The organism is Streptomyces sp. NBC_01723 (assembly GCF_036246005.1).
In the GTDB taxonomy this organism is placed as follows: domain Bacteria; phylum Actinomycetota; class Actinomycetes; order Streptomycetales; family Streptomycetaceae; genus Streptomyces.
On record NZ_CP109171.1, the window covers coordinates 5,678,983 to 5,691,641 of the forward strand.

Below are 12,659 nucleotides of genomic sequence, written 5' to 3' on the forward strand. Positions count from 1 at the left end.
AGCGGGACATGGCCGGTGGTGGGCGCAGACAGGCGCCGCCGCGTGAGGACGTGCTCGCCGCCGCCATGGAGATGATCGCCGAGCGCGGCCTGGAGAAGCTGACCATGGCGGCGCTCGGCCGCGAGGTCGGCATGAGCAGCGGCCACCTCCTGTACTACTTCCACTCCAAGGACGAGCTGCTGCTGCGCACCCTGGAGTGGAGCGAGGGCCGCCTGGGCGTGGAACGCGGCCGGCTGCTCACCCGGCCCGGCACCGCCCGTGAACGGCTCCAGGAGTACGTCGACCTCTACGTCCCCGACGGCCACCGCGACCCGCACTGGACGCTGTGGCTGGAGGTGTGGAACCGCTCGCAGAACGCCGAGGACGACGCCCGCGACCGGCAGGCCGCCATCGAGGGCGCCTGGCACCGCGACCTGGTCGCCCTGCTCGCCGAGGGCGTCTCGCGCGGCGAGTTCCGCCGCGTCGACCCCGACCGGTTCGCGTCCCGGCTGCGGGCGCTCCTCGACGGCCTCGCCATCCACGTGGCGATCGGCCTGCGGGGGACGGACCGGGCGCAGGTGCTCGACCACGTCCGGGAGTTCCTGACGGACGGCCTCTACACGGACGTCTGACCGGCCCTGGCTCGCATCCTGAGACGCCCGGTGAGCGGATGGACGGAATGTGCCAGACTGCCCCCGTGCTCTCGTTCGCCATGATTATTGGCAGCAGGCGCGCCGGTCCGCAGTGACCGCCACGTACGACCAGGTACGGGCGGACACCGTCGTCCTCGACCCGCGCGCAGACCTCTCGCACCCGCGAGGGGTTTTTCGTTTTCCTGGCCCACCCCAAGCCGGGAAGAGAGCGCGAGGGATCATAGACGGACGGTGGAACCGGTCATTCCGGTAGACCGAGATCCCATACAGGAGCCTTCAGATCATGACCGCAACCAGCGAACTCGACGATTCGTTCCACGTCTTCGACACCACCCTGCGCGACGGCGCGCAGCGCGAGGGCATCAACCTCACGGTCGCGGACAAGCTGGCCATCGCACGGCACCTGGACGACTTCGGTGTGGGCTTCATCGAGGGCGGCTGGCCCGGCGCCAACCCGCGCGACACCGAGTTCTTCGCCCGCGCCCAGCAGGAGATCGACTTCCGGCACGCCCAGTTGGTCGCCTTCGGCGCCACCCGCCGTCCGGGCGCGACCGCCGCCGAGGACCACCAGGTCAGGGCGCTCCTGGAGTCCGGCGCCCAGGTGATCACCCTGGTCGCCAAGTCCCACGACCGGCACGTGGAGCTGGCCCTGCGCACCACGCTGGACGAGAACCTGGCGATGGTGGCCGACACGGTCTCCCACCTGAAGGCCCGGGGCCGCCGGGTCTTCGTCGACTGCGAGCACTTCTTCGACGGATACCGCGCCAACCCCGAGTACGCGAAGGCGGTCGTCCGCACCGCCTCCGAGGCCGGCGCCGACGTCGTCATCCTCTGCGACACCAACGGCGGCATGCTCCCGGCGCAGATCCAGGCCGTGGTCGCCACGGTGCTGGCCGACACCGGTGCCCGGCTCGGCATCCACGCCCAGGACGACACCGGCTGCGCCGTCGCCAACACCCTGGCCGCCGTCGACGCCGGCGCGACCCACGTCCAGTGCACGGCCAACGGCTACGGCGAGCGCGTCGGCAACGCCAACCTGTTCCCGGTCGTGGCCGCGCTGGAGCTGAAGTACGGCAAGCAGGTGCTGCCCGAGGGCCGGCTGCGCGAGATGACCCGGATCTCGCACGCCATCGCCGAGGTCGTGAACCTCACCCCCTCCACCCACCAGCCCTACGTCGGGGTCTCCGCCTTCGCGCACAAGGCCGGCCTGCACGCCTCCGCGATCAAGGTCGATCCCGACCTCTACCAGCACATCGACCCCGAGCTGGTCGGCAACACCATGCGGATGCTGGTCTCCGACATGGCCGGCCGCGCCTCCATCGAGCTGAAGGGCAAGGAACTCGGCGTCGACCTCGGCGGCGACCGCGAACTGGTCGGCCGGGTCGTCGAGCGGGTCAAGGAGCGCGAGCTGGCCGGCTACACCTACGAGGCCGCCGACGCCAGCTTCGAGCTGCTGCTGCGCGCCGAGGCCGAGGGCAGGCCGCTCAAGTACTTCGAGGTCGAGTCCTGGCGGGCGATCACCGAGGACCGCCCCGACGGCAGCCACGCCAACGAGGCCACGGTCAAGCTCTGGGCCAAGGGCGAGCGCATCGTCGCCACCGCCGAGGGCAACGGCCCGGTCAACGCCCTGGACCGGTCCCTGCGCGTGGCGCTGGAGAAGCTCTATCCGGAGCTGGCCAAGCTGGACCTGGTCGACTACAAGGTCCGCATCCTGGAGGGCGTGCACGGCACCCAGTCCACGACCAGGGTCCTCATCTCCACCAGCGACGGCACGGGGGAGTGGGCCACGGTGGGTGTCGGGGAGAACGTCATCGCGGCCTCGTGGCAGGCCCTGGAGGACGCGTACACGTACGGGCTGCTGCGCGCGGGAGTGACGCCCGCGGCGTGACCCGGTCTCCCGCGGCGAATCTCCCACCCGCACTTATGTCTGATTGAGGTGTGTTCGGGTACTTTCGAGGTATGAAGGGCGTTCGTGTTCAAGTCCTCCTGCGCCTCCTGATCGCGCCGGTCATCGCCGCCCTGGCGGTGCTGATGGCCGGTGCGCCCGGCGCGCAGGCCGCCGCCGACGTCTCCGAGATCGGGGCGGCCCTGCGCGAGAGTCCCGTGTACGTCGACCCGGCCGCCTCCGGCCTGCTCTCCGACGCGGACGCCGACGCGCTCGCCGACAAGATCGAGGACGCGGGCGAACCGGTCTTCGTGGCGGTCCTCCCGGCCGACTTCCCGACGGACAACCTCTTCCAGAACCTGCGCACCGAGACCGGCATCACCGGCCTGTACGGCGTCCGTCTCGGCGACGAGTTCGACGCCCGCGCCGACAGCAGCGTGCTGAGCCGCCAGGGCGTGAACAACCTGGTCACCGCGGCGCAGGGCGCGGGCGACACCAAGGCCCAGCTCAACGACTTCGTCGACGACGCGCTGCGCAGCGTACGCGGCTCGGCCCCCTCCTCCTGGGACTCCGGCGGCGCCACCGTGCCGACCGGCGCCCTGATCACCGCGGGCGCGGTCGTCGCGGCCGGCGGCGCGGGCGCCTTTGCGATCGCCCGGCGCAACCGGCTGCGCCGCGAGGAGGAGCAGCGACAGTCGCTGGAGCGGCTGCGGGTGGTGGTCGACGAGGACATCACGGCGTTCGGCGAGGAGCTGGACCGCCTGGACTTCCACCCCGGGGAGCCGGGCGCCGACGACGCGATGCGCGCGGACTACGAACACGGCCTCGACGCGTACGAGCAGGCCAAGACGTTCATGGGCAACGCCCGCAAACCGGAGGATGTGCGGGCGGTCACCCAGTCGCTGGAGGACGGCCGCTTCTCGCTCGCGCGGCTCGCCGCCCGCCGTGAGGGACGGCCGCTGCCCGACCGCCGCCCACCCTGCTTCTTCGACCCGCGTCACGGCCCGTCCGTCGCCGACGCCACCTGGACCCCGCCGGGCGGCGCCACCCGCGAGGTGCCGGTCTGCGCGGCCGACCAGGCCCGGTTGTCCGACGGGCTGGACCCGATGGTCCGCGAGGTGGACACCGACCAGGGCCGCCGCCCCTACTGGGACGCGGGTCCGGCGTACGGCCCCTGGGCGGGCGGCTACTTCGGCGCCGGCATCCTGCCGGGCCTGCTGGTCGGCACCCTGCTCGGCAGCATGATGGCCGGCCCGGCCTACGGCGCCGGTTACGGCGACGGCTACGGCGACTTCGGCGGCCACGAGGGCGGCGACGTCTCCGGTGGCGACTTCGACTCCGGTGACTTCGGGGGCGGGTTCGGCGACTTCGGCGGAGGCGGCGGATTCGGCGGTGGGGACTTCGGCGGCGGTTTCTGAGCGGCGGACCGTGGTCATCGGGAGGACACCCGCACGGTTGCGCGGTCCGCGTCCCGATGTGTCCCGTCGGTCTCTTCGACCCGCTCCACCCGCGTCGTCCGTGAGTGCTTCGCCCCCCGCCGCACGACGACCACCGCCGCGAGGCCGACCGCGAGACCCACGGCCGTCTGCGGCCCGAAGTGCTCGCCGAACATCAGGGCGCCCCACACGGCGGTGACCGGTGCCATGAGGAACATCAGGGTGTTCACCTCGGTGACACCGGACCGGCGCATGATCAGCCAGTACAGCCCGTAGCCGCCGAACGTCGGCAGCACCACGAGCCAGGCCGTCGCCAGCCAGAAGGACGAGTCGGCGGGTGGCGCGGCGGCCCCGGCGCCGAAGGCCAGGCCCGAGAAGAGGACGGCGCTGGTCACGCAGTGGATCGTCAGCGCGGCCCGGGGTGCGACCGCGGCCCGCGAACGGCCCTCCAGGAAGGTGGCCGCCACCAGCGACAGCATGCCGAGGAAGGGCACGAAGTACGCCCACCACGGCACGTCCGCACCGGCCGCGGCGGCATCGGCCGTCGTGACCGTGGCGACGCCGGCCAGCCCCAGCCAGAGTCCGAGCCACTGCCGGCGTGAGACGTGCTGCCGCAGCAGGGGACCGGCGAGCGCGCCGGCGACCAGCGGCTGCACGCCGTCGATCAGGGCGGTGGTGCCGCTGGAGACACCGAGCTGGATGGCGTAGTAGACGCTGAGCAGGTAGCCGGTCTGCGACAGGGCGCCGATCGCGACCTGCCGGCCGGTCTCCCGGCGCGTCAGCCCGCGCCACGCCTCGCGTGAGACGGCCGCGACGGCGATCAGGACCAGGGCGAGCGGCACGAAGCGCCACATCAGGAGCGTCGTCGCGTCCGCGGTCCCGGCGCCGAGCTTGGCGCCGATGAAACCGGAGCTCCAGCACAGGACGAAGGCGACCGAGAGCAGGCCGTTCACGAGGACCCCACCTTCCCGACTCGATGAGTAGACAGATCGGTTTACTCGTCTTGGGTGCCCACTATACAGATCTGTATACTTCCCGTCATGGAGCCTGTTCAGAAGCTGCACCGCGTCCGCATGACACCCGGTGCGCGACGTGTCCTGGAGGCGGCCGAGCGGTTGTTCTACGAGCGCGGCATCCACGCCGTGGGCGTGGACCTCGTCGCCGCCGAGGCGGGGGTCACCAAGAAGACGCTCTACGACCGGTTCGGCTCGAAGGAGCAGATCGTCGTGGAGTACCTGGCCGGTCGTGACGAGCGCTGGCGGGAGCTCCTCGCCGGCCGCCTCGAAGCGGTCGCGGGGCAGGGGCCGGACGCACGGGTCCTGGCGGTCTTCGAGGCGTCGCGCGTGTGGGCGGGGGAGTACGGCGCCAAGGGGTGCAGCATGATCAACGCGCACGCCGAGATCAGCGACCCGTCCCATCCGGCGTATCCGGTCATCACCGGGCAGAAGCGGTGGATGCTCGACCTCTTCACCGGACTCGCCCGGGAGATCGACGCGGCCGGGGCGGACCGGCTGGCGCGCACGCTGATGCTGCTCCACGAGGGCGCGCTGGTCGCGCACGGCGTGGGGGTCTTCCCGGACCCGTTCGGCCATGCCCTCGACACGGTGCGGGAGCTGCTGGGAAATGCGGAGGCGGCCTGAGGCCGCGCGTGGCTACGGTGAGCCCATGCCGACCCGCAGCGCACTCCTCGTGATCGACATGCAGAACGCCACGGTCGCCGTGGCGCACCGGGGTGCCGAGACGGTCGCCGCGATCGCGGGGCTGACTGAACGGGCCCGCGCCGCCGGGGTGCCGGTGGTGACGGTCCGGCAGCGGGACGAGGGCATGGTCTTCGGCACCGAGGGCTGGCAGGTCGTGCCCGAGCTGGCGCCGCGGGCGGGGGAGCCGGTCGTCGACAAGACCACGCCGGACAGCTTCCTGGGCACCGGCCTCGACGCACTTCTGAAGGAACTCGGCGTCACCGAGGTGATCGTGACCGGGTTCGCCACCGAGATCTGCGTGGACACCACGGCACGACAGGCCCTGAGCCGGGGATACGACCTGGTCGTCGTCGCCGACGGGCACACCACCTCGGTCCGGGGCCCCGAGGACGACGATCTGATGCCGGCGGACCTTTCCGTCGCCCAGTACAACGCGATCTACCGGACGATCGGCTGGCCCGGCCGGCGTGTCCGCCTCCGGGCCGCCGCGGACGTGGACCTCAGCCCTGCTTGATCGCCGAGATGTCGAAGTTCAGCTTGATCTTGTCGGAGACCAGGACGCCACCCGTCTCCAGGGCCGCGTTCCAGGTGAGCCCCCACTCCGAGCGCTTGATCTCGGCCTTGCCCTCGAAGCCGACGCGCTCGTTGCCGAAGGGGTCCTTGGCCGCGCCGTTGAACTCCAGGTCGATGGCGAGCGGCTTGGTGGTGCCGAGGATCGTGAGGTCGCCGGTGATGCGGTAGTCGTCGCCGCCGAGGGACTCCGCACCGGTGGAGCGGAAGGTCATCATCGGGAACTCGTCCGTCTTGAAGAAGTCCGAGCTCTTCAGGTGGCCGTCGCGGTCAGGGGACCCCGTGTCGATGCTGTCCATCGTGACGTCCAGGGACGCCGTGGAGCGGCTCGGGTCGCCGCCGTCCAGGTGTAGCGTGCCGCTGAAGTCGAGAAACTTGCCCTTGACGTTGGTGACCATCGCGTGGCGCGCGGTGAAGCCGATCGTGGTGTGGGCGGGGTCGATCGTGTACTCGCCGGTCAGGGTGGCGAGGTCGGGGGTGCTGCTCATGATGTCCTCCTGGGGGCCTGGACGCTTGATGTTGAACGTTCAACCAATCCAACGGTCACGACTGTAGACCTATTCCATTGAACATTCAACGGATGGGTGCGGCGTGGCGTGGCGGATTCACCCGGACGGCCGCGAGGGACGTGTTGGCGTCGGCGGCGGGGAAGGGTCATGAGCATGACCCCCACGTGGCCGCACGTCCCCCGGCCCGGCGCCGGACCGACCCGACGCTCCCTCCTCCTGACGGCCGCCGTGGCCGCCGCGCTGCCCCCCGCTCTCGGCGGAACGCCCGTCGCGGCCGCCGCCGACCCCTACGACACCCTCCGCCGACGCTGGCTCGACATCGCCCTCGGCACCGGCTACGACCCGGCCGCCGAGCCGTACGCGTCCCGCCTCGCGGAGACCGGCGAACGCGCCCGCGACCACCGCGCCACCATGGCGCCGACCCCCACCTCCCTGTGGCCCGGCCACCCCTTCGACCCGCCCGCCGGCATCACGTTCGCCTACGGCCGCCTGTGGACGATGACCGAGGCGTACGTGCAGCAGGGGACCGGCTCCACCGGCGACCCCGCGCTCCTCGCCGACGTCCTGCGCGGCCTCGACCACCTGTCGGCCACCGTCTACAACCCCGGCACCACCCGCTACGGCAACTGGTGGGAGTGGCAGATCGGCAGCCCGCGCCTCCTGACGGACATCACGGCCGCCCTGTACGACCACTTGGGCGCCGACCGGGTCGCCGCCGCCTGCGCCGCCGTGGACCACTTCATCCCCGACGCGATGCTCCGCGACTACTCCGGCACCTCCACCGGCGCCAACCGCGTCGACCTCTGCCGCTCCGTCGTCCTGCGTGGCGTCCTGGGCCGCGCACCCGACAAGATCGCCCTGGCCCGCGACGCCCTCTCGCCGGTCTTCCCCTACGTCACCAAGGGAGACGGCCTCTACGCCGACGGCTCGTTCGTGCAGCACACCTGGGTCGCCTACTCGGGTACGTACGGCCAGGTCATGCTGGACGGCCTCGGCCGGCTGTTCACCCTGCTCGCCGGTTCGCAGTGGGAGGTGACCGACCCCGGCAAGCAGATCGTCCTCGACAGCGTCGAGCACGCCTACGCCCCCCTCATCCACGACGGACTGGTGATGGACGCCGTCAACGGCCGTGCCATCAGCCGGGGTTACCTGGCCGGCGACGACCTGCACGTGATGCGCAGCGACCACTTCCACGGCCAGCAGATCATCGCCGCCATGGCTGTCCTCGCGGGCGGCGCGAGCGGGACCGAGCGCGACCGCTGGCATGCGCGGATCAAGGGCTGGATCGAACGGGACACCGTCACGCCCGTCCTCACGGCACCCCAGTTCCCGGTCGCCGACCTGGCCCGGCTGCACGCGATCGCCGCCGCCCCCGTCGAGGCCGCGCCCGAGCCCACCGGGCACCGCCTCTTCGCCGCCATGGACCGGGCCGTCCACCGCCGCCCCGCCTTCACCGCGGGCCTCGCGATGGCGAGCGACCGCATCTCGTACTACGAGTGCGGCAACGGCGAGAACCCGCGCGGCTGGCACACCGGCGCCGGCATGCTCAGCTGGTGGGCGAACGGGGCGGAATCCGGCCGGTCCGATCAGTACACGGACTGGTTCTGGCCCACCGTCGACTGGTACCGGCTGCCCGGCACCACCGTCTCCACCAAGCGCCTGGCCGACCGGGCGGGCGGCGAGTGGGGCGCCCCCAAGCCCGGCGTGCGCTGGGTCGGCGGCGCCACCGACGGCGAGTACGCGGCCGTGGGCCAGCACCTCAAGGGCCTCGGCTCGACCCTGGAGGCCCGCAAGTCCTGGTTCTTCCTCGACGACGAGGTGGTCTGCCTCGGCGCCGGCATCACCTGTACGGACGGGGTCCCGGTCGAGACGGTCGTCGACAACCGGAACCTCGGCGAGGGCGGCACCCAGGCCCTCGTGCGGGGCCGGGACTGGGCCCATCTGGAGGGCCACGGCGGCTGGATCGTGCCCGGGGGCGGCCTCCGGACCCTGCGCGAGGACCGCACCGGCGCCTGGTCCGACATCAACACCACCAGCACCACCGAGCGCCGCACCCGCCGCTGGCAGACCCTCTGGCTGGACCACGGCACCGACCCCTCCGACGCCGACTACGTCTACGTCCTCATGCCCGGCGCCTCCAGGGGCGCGGTCGCCCGCCGCGCCGCCGACCGCCGCCGGGTGCGGGTCCTCGCCAACGACGACCGGCAGCAGGCGGTCGCCGTCCACTCGCTCGGCCTCACCGCGGCGAACTTCTGGCGCCCCGGCACGGTGGGCCCGCTCACCGCGACGGCCGGGGCGAGTGTGCTGGTCCGCCGCAGGGGCCGTACCGCTACCCTCTGCGTGAGTGAACCGCCGCGCTCCGGGGAGCCCCTGGAGATCGTCTGGGACCACCCGGTACGGGCCGCGGTGCGGTCCGACGAGACGGTCGAGATCCTGGCCACCGGCCGCCGTCTGCGCCTCCGCGTCACTCCAGGGGTGGTATGTACCACCCATGAATGTGAGGTGACTCTCAGCTGACGGCTTTGTGCGACCCCTACAAGGGAGAGGCCCTCTGAGCAGTCGAAACGGCTGCATGGCGCAGGGGTTCTGTTCGGTGCTACCAGGAAAACGCGTCGGAGACTGTACGGAGTCGACGGCTCGCATTCGCCGGTCGGCTTCGTAGAGTCGCTACATGACCGTTTTGGATGAGGCGCCGGGTGAGCCGACGGACGCGCGTGGGCGAGTGGCCGAACTGCACGAGATCCGTGCGCAGGCGCTGGCCGGACCGAGCGAGAAGGCTACGGCGGCGCAGCACGCCAAGGGCAAGCTGACGGCCCGTGAGCGCATCGAGCTGCTCCTGGACCCCGGCTCCTTCCGCGAGGTCGAGCAGCTGCGCCGGCACCGGGCGACCGGCTTCGGCCTGGAGGCCAAGAAGCCGTACACCGACGGTGTGGTCACCGGCTGGGGCACGGTGGAGGGCCGCACGGTCTTCGTCTACGCCCACGACTTCCGCATCTTCGGCGGCGCGCTGGGCGAGGCCCACGCCACGAAGATCCACAAGATCATGGACATGGCCATCGCGGCCGGTGCCCCGCTGGTCTCCCTCAACGACGGCGCCGGCGCCCGCATCCAGGAGGGCGTGTCCGCGCTCGCCGGGTACGGCGGCATCTTCCAGCGCAACACCCGGGCCTCCGGCGTCATCCCGCAGATCAGCGTGATGCTCGGCCCGTGCGCGGGCGGCGCGGCCTACAGCCCCGCCCTCACCGACTTCGTGTTCATGGTCCGCGACACCTCGCAGATGTTCATCACCGGCCCGGACGTGGTCAAGGCCGTCACCGGCGAGGAGATCACCCAGAACGGGCTGGGCGGCGCCGACGTGCACGCCGAGACCAGCGGGGTGGCCCACTTCGCCTACGACGACGAGGAGACGTGCCTGGGCGAGGTCCGCTACCTCCTCTCCCTCCTCCCGCAGAACAACCGCGAGAACCCGCCGCGCCACGACTCCTCGGATCCGGTGGACCGCCGCTCGGACGTCCTGCTCGACCTGGTCCCGGCGGACGGCAACCGTCCGTACGACATGACCAAGGTCATCGAGGAGATCGTCGACGACGGCGAGTACCTGGAGGTCCACGAGCGCTGGGCACGCAACATCATCTGCGCCCTGGCCCGCCTCGACGGGCAGGTCGTCGGCATCGTCGCCAACCAGCCGCAGGCCCTGGCCGGCGTCCTGGACATCGAGGCCTCCGAGAAGGCCGCCCGCTTCGTCCAGATGTGCGACGCCTTCAACATCCCGATCGTCACCCTTCTGGACGTACCCGGCTTCCTGCCCGGCGTCGACCAGGAGCACGGCGGCATCATCCGCCACGGCGCCAAGCTGCTCTACGCGTACTGCAACGCGACCGTGCCCCGGATCTCGCTCATCCTGCGCAAGGCGTACGGAGGTGCTTACATCGTCATGGACTCGCAGTCCATCGGCGCCGACCTCACCTACGCCTGGCCGACCAACGAGATCGCCGTCATGGGCGCGGAAGGTGCCGCGGGCGTCATCTTCCGCCGTCAGATCGCCGGTGCCGAGGACCCCGAGGCCATGCGGGCCCGCATGGTCAAGGAGTACAAGGCCGAGCTGATGCACCCTTACTACGCGGCCGAGCGCGGTCTGGTCGACGACGTCATCGACCCCGCCGAGACCCGCGAGGTGCTCGTCCGGTCCCTGGCGATGCTCCACACCAAGCACGCCGACCTGCCCTCCCGCAAGCACGGCAACCCGCCGCAGTGACCCGAGGAGCCACCGACATGTCCACTGCCGACATCCGCGTCGAGAAGGGCCACGCCGAGCCCGAGGAGGTCGCCGCCATCACGGCCCTCCTCCTCGCCCGCGCCGCCGCCCGCCCCGCCGAGATCCCCCCGACCCACGGCGGCGGCCGCGTCCGCGCGGGCTGGCGCCGCCTGGAGCGCGAGCCGGGTTTCCGCGCCCCGCACAGCTGGCGCTGACGCTGATCCGAGATGCGAGCGAGGCCCCTCCGTCAGGAGGGGCCTCGCTCGCTTTCAGGGGCTCGGGGAACTGCGCGACCAGCCACCAACCACCCGCACCCGGTGACGAAACAGCCCCCGGCAGCACGGTGGCCGCAGGGGGCGTGTCGCAACCCGGCGCAACGGGGTGCCGCCTGCGCCCACCCGTGCCGCCCCAGGCGGCACGCATGCCCGCAGGCTCGGCGTGGCTCAGCGAAGACGGGCCATCAGCGCGTGCTCGACGAGCGTGATGAGCGCGGACTTCGCGTCCGCACGGTGCCGCGCGTCGGTCGTGATGATCGGCGTATCGGGCCCGATCTGCAACGCTTCCCGGACCTCGTCCGGGTTGTACGGCTGCTGCCCGTCGAACCCGTTCAGGGCGATGACGAACGGCAGCCCCGAGTTCTCGAAGTAGTCGACGGCGGGGAAGCAGTCGGCGAGCCGCCTCGTGTCGACCAGCACGATCGCACCGATGGCGCCGCGCACCAGGTCGTCCCACATGAACCAGAACCGGTCCTGGCCGGGCGTACCGAAGAGGTACAGGATCAGGTCCTGGTCGAGCGTGATGCGGCCGAAGTCCATGGCGACCGTCGTGGTCGTCTTGTCCCCCGTGTGGGTGAGGTCGTCGATACCCGCCGAAGCGGATGTCATGACGGCCTCGGTGCGCAGCGGGTTGATCTCCGAGACAGCGCCGACGAACGTGGTCTTGCCCACGCCGAAGCCGCCCGCCACCACGATCTTCGCGGAAGTGGTGGAGCGGGAAGGACCGCCGCTAGAGCTTGCGAAGTCCACTGAGCACCCTTTCGAGCAGTGTCACGTCTGGCTGGCCGCCGGCGTTCTCGTCGCCGCCGGGCTGATGGATGGCGACCAGTCCCGCCTCCGCCAAGTCGGCGACGAGGATCCTGGCCACGCCGAGAGGGATCGTCAGGAGGGCCGAGATCTCGGCCACCGACTTGATCTCCCGGCAGAGGTTGCAGATCCGCTGATGCTCGGGCAGCTGGCCCTGCATCTGGTGCGGCTGCGCGGTCGTGTGCACCAGCGCCTCGATGGCGAGCTGGTAGCGCGGCCTGGTGCGGCCGCCCGTCATGGCGTACGGGCGCACCAGGGGGTTGTTCGACGCCCCCGCGGGCGCCGGCTCAGGGGTGCGGCGCTGCGGCTGCACGGGCTGGATGCGCGGAGCGTGCGGCTGGTCGTACGGCGAAGGGCCGGGGCCCTGCGGCGCGTACGGCTGCCGGTGACTCGGCACGGAGGGGTAGCCGTATCCGTTCGCCGAGCCGTCGTTCTGGCCCTGACCAGGACCGTACGACCAGTTGCCCGAAGACGGACCGCCTGGGGGTGTTGCCACTTTTTCCTCCTCCGACTGTGCCTGGCATCCATCGCTGTGGAGCCGCGTCCCGAAACTTTACGGCCACGGGACGCCAAAACGCACCGTCTGTCCT

12 protein-coding genes are annotated in these 12,659 nt (G+C 71.5%); 8 read left to right on the forward strand and 4 right to left on the reverse strand.

Going from position 1 to position 12,659, the window contains the following annotated elements:
* Positions 1-8: 8 nt before the first annotated feature.
* From OIE75_RS26410 to OIE75_RS26420, 3 genes are all read left to right on the forward strand, one after another.
* The gene (locus tag OIE75_RS26410) at positions 9-611 is read left to right on the forward strand and encodes a TetR/AcrR family transcriptional regulator (protein WP_307015249.1); all 603 of its coding nucleotides are present in this window, start codon (positions 9-11) and stop codon (positions 609-611) included.
* A 304-nt stretch (positions 612-915) separates the two neighbouring features.
* Positions 916-2,520 carry a citramalate synthase gene (gene cimA / locus OIE75_RS26415; protein ID WP_307015250.1) on the forward strand — a complete coding sequence of 535 codons (1,605 nt, stop codon included), beginning with the start codon at positions 916-918 and terminating at the stop codon, positions 2,518-2,520.
* A gap of 71 nt (positions 2,521-2,591) precedes the next feature.
* Positions 2,592-3,935, forward strand: a complete 1,344-nt coding sequence (locus OIE75_RS26420; RefSeq protein WP_329472305.1) for a hypothetical protein — start codon at positions 2,592-2,594, stop codon at positions 3,933-3,935.
* Positions 3,936-3,949: 14 nt separating this feature from the next.
* Here the strand turns inward: OIE75_RS26420 and OIE75_RS26425 are convergent, their stop codons facing one another.
* Positions 3,950-4,906: a DMT family transporter gene (locus OIE75_RS26425; RefSeq protein WP_329472306.1), complete on the reverse strand. Its 957-nt coding sequence runs from the start codon at positions 4,904-4,906 to the stop codon at positions 3,950-3,952.
* 87 nt (positions 4,907-4,993) lie between these two features.
* Between OIE75_RS26425 and OIE75_RS26430 the strand changes: the two genes are divergently transcribed.
* Together OIE75_RS26430 and OIE75_RS26435 are read left to right on the forward strand one after the other, a co-directional pair.
* Complete coding sequence (locus OIE75_RS26430; protein WP_329472307.1) at positions 4,994-5,593, forward strand: TetR/AcrR family transcriptional regulator; 600 nt, start codon at positions 4,994-4,996, stop codon at positions 5,591-5,593.
* Between the two features lie 25 nt (positions 5,594-5,618).
* Positions 5,619-6,167 carry a cysteine hydrolase family protein gene (locus OIE75_RS26435; RefSeq protein WP_329472308.1) on the forward strand — a complete coding sequence of 183 codons (549 nt, stop codon included), beginning with the start codon at positions 5,619-5,621 and terminating at the stop codon, positions 6,165-6,167.
* Here the strand turns inward: OIE75_RS26435 and OIE75_RS26440 are convergent.
* On the reverse strand, positions 6,154-6,711 hold the full coding sequence (locus OIE75_RS26440; RefSeq protein ID WP_329472309.1) for a YceI family protein: 558 nt from the start codon (positions 6,709-6,711) through the stop codon (positions 6,154-6,156). The two genes, OIE75_RS26435 and OIE75_RS26440, sit on opposite strands and share 14 nt — an antisense overlap.
* Positions 6,712-6,879: 168 nt before the next feature.
* Between OIE75_RS26440 and OIE75_RS26445 the strand changes: the two genes are divergently transcribed.
* From OIE75_RS26445 to OIE75_RS26455, 3 genes are all read left to right on the forward strand, one after another.
* On the forward strand, positions 6,880-9,249 hold the full coding sequence (locus OIE75_RS26445; RefSeq protein ID WP_443078391.1) for a polysaccharide lyase 8 family protein: 2,370 nt from the start codon (positions 6,880-6,882) through the stop codon (positions 9,247-9,249).
* Between the two features lie 154 nt (positions 9,250-9,403).
* Entirely contained in the window at positions 9,404-10,987 is a 1,584-nt protein-coding gene (locus OIE75_RS26450; RefSeq protein ID WP_125491979.1) for an acyl-CoA carboxylase subunit beta, read from the forward strand.
* 17 nt (positions 10,988-11,004) lie between these two features.
* A complete protein-coding gene (locus tag OIE75_RS26455) occupies positions 11,005-11,202 on the forward strand; it encodes an acyl-CoA carboxylase epsilon subunit (RefSeq protein WP_307015262.1) in 198 nt (65 codons plus the stop codon).
* A gap of 228 nt (positions 11,203-11,430) precedes the next feature.
* On the opposite strand, the gene OIE75_RS26460 is transcribed toward OIE75_RS26455, so the two are convergent.
* Positions 11,431-12,012: a GTP-binding protein gene (locus OIE75_RS26460; RefSeq protein ID WP_009314218.1), complete on the reverse strand. Its 582-nt coding sequence runs from the start codon at positions 12,010-12,012 to the stop codon at positions 11,431-11,433.
* Positions 11,993-12,565: a DUF742 domain-containing protein gene (locus OIE75_RS26465; protein ID WP_064729998.1), complete on the reverse strand. Its 573-nt coding sequence runs from the start codon at positions 12,563-12,565 to the stop codon at positions 11,993-11,995. The genes OIE75_RS26460 and OIE75_RS26465 overlap by 20 nt, the downstream gene beginning before the upstream one ends.
* Positions 12,566-12,659 lie beyond the last annotated feature (94 nt).

Coding starts and splice junctions, on each gene's coding strand:
- OIE75_RS26435 (WP_329472308.1), top strand. CDS start 5,619: ATGCCGACCCGCAGCGCACTCCTCGTGATCGACATGCAGAACGCCACG.
- OIE75_RS26420 (WP_329472305.1), top strand. CDS start 2,592: ATGAAGGGCGTTCGTGTTCAAGTCCTCCTGCGCCTCCTGATCGCGCCG.
- OIE75_RS26410 (WP_307015249.1), top strand. CDS start 9: ATGGCCGGTGGTGGGCGCAGACAGGCGCCGCCGCGTGAGGACGTGCTC.
- cimA (WP_307015250.1), top strand. CDS start 916: ATGACCGCAACCAGCGAACTCGACGATTCGTTCCACGTCTTCGACACC.
- OIE75_RS26450 (WP_125491979.1), top strand. CDS start 9,404: ATGACCGTTTTGGATGAGGCGCCGGGTGAGCCGACGGACGCGCGTGGG.
- OIE75_RS26440 (WP_329472309.1), bottom strand. CDS start 6,711: ATGAGCAGCACCCCCGACCTCGCCACCCTGACCGGCGAGTACACGATC.
- OIE75_RS26455 (WP_307015262.1), top strand. CDS start 11,005: ATGTCCACTGCCGACATCCGCGTCGAGAAGGGCCACGCCGAGCCCGAG.
- OIE75_RS26445 (WP_443078391.1), top strand. CDS start 6,880: ATGAGCATGACCCCCACGTGGCCGCACGTCCCCCGGCCCGGCGCCGGA.
- OIE75_RS26430 (WP_329472307.1), top strand. CDS start 4,994: ATGGAGCCTGTTCAGAAGCTGCACCGCGTCCGCATGACACCCGGTGCG.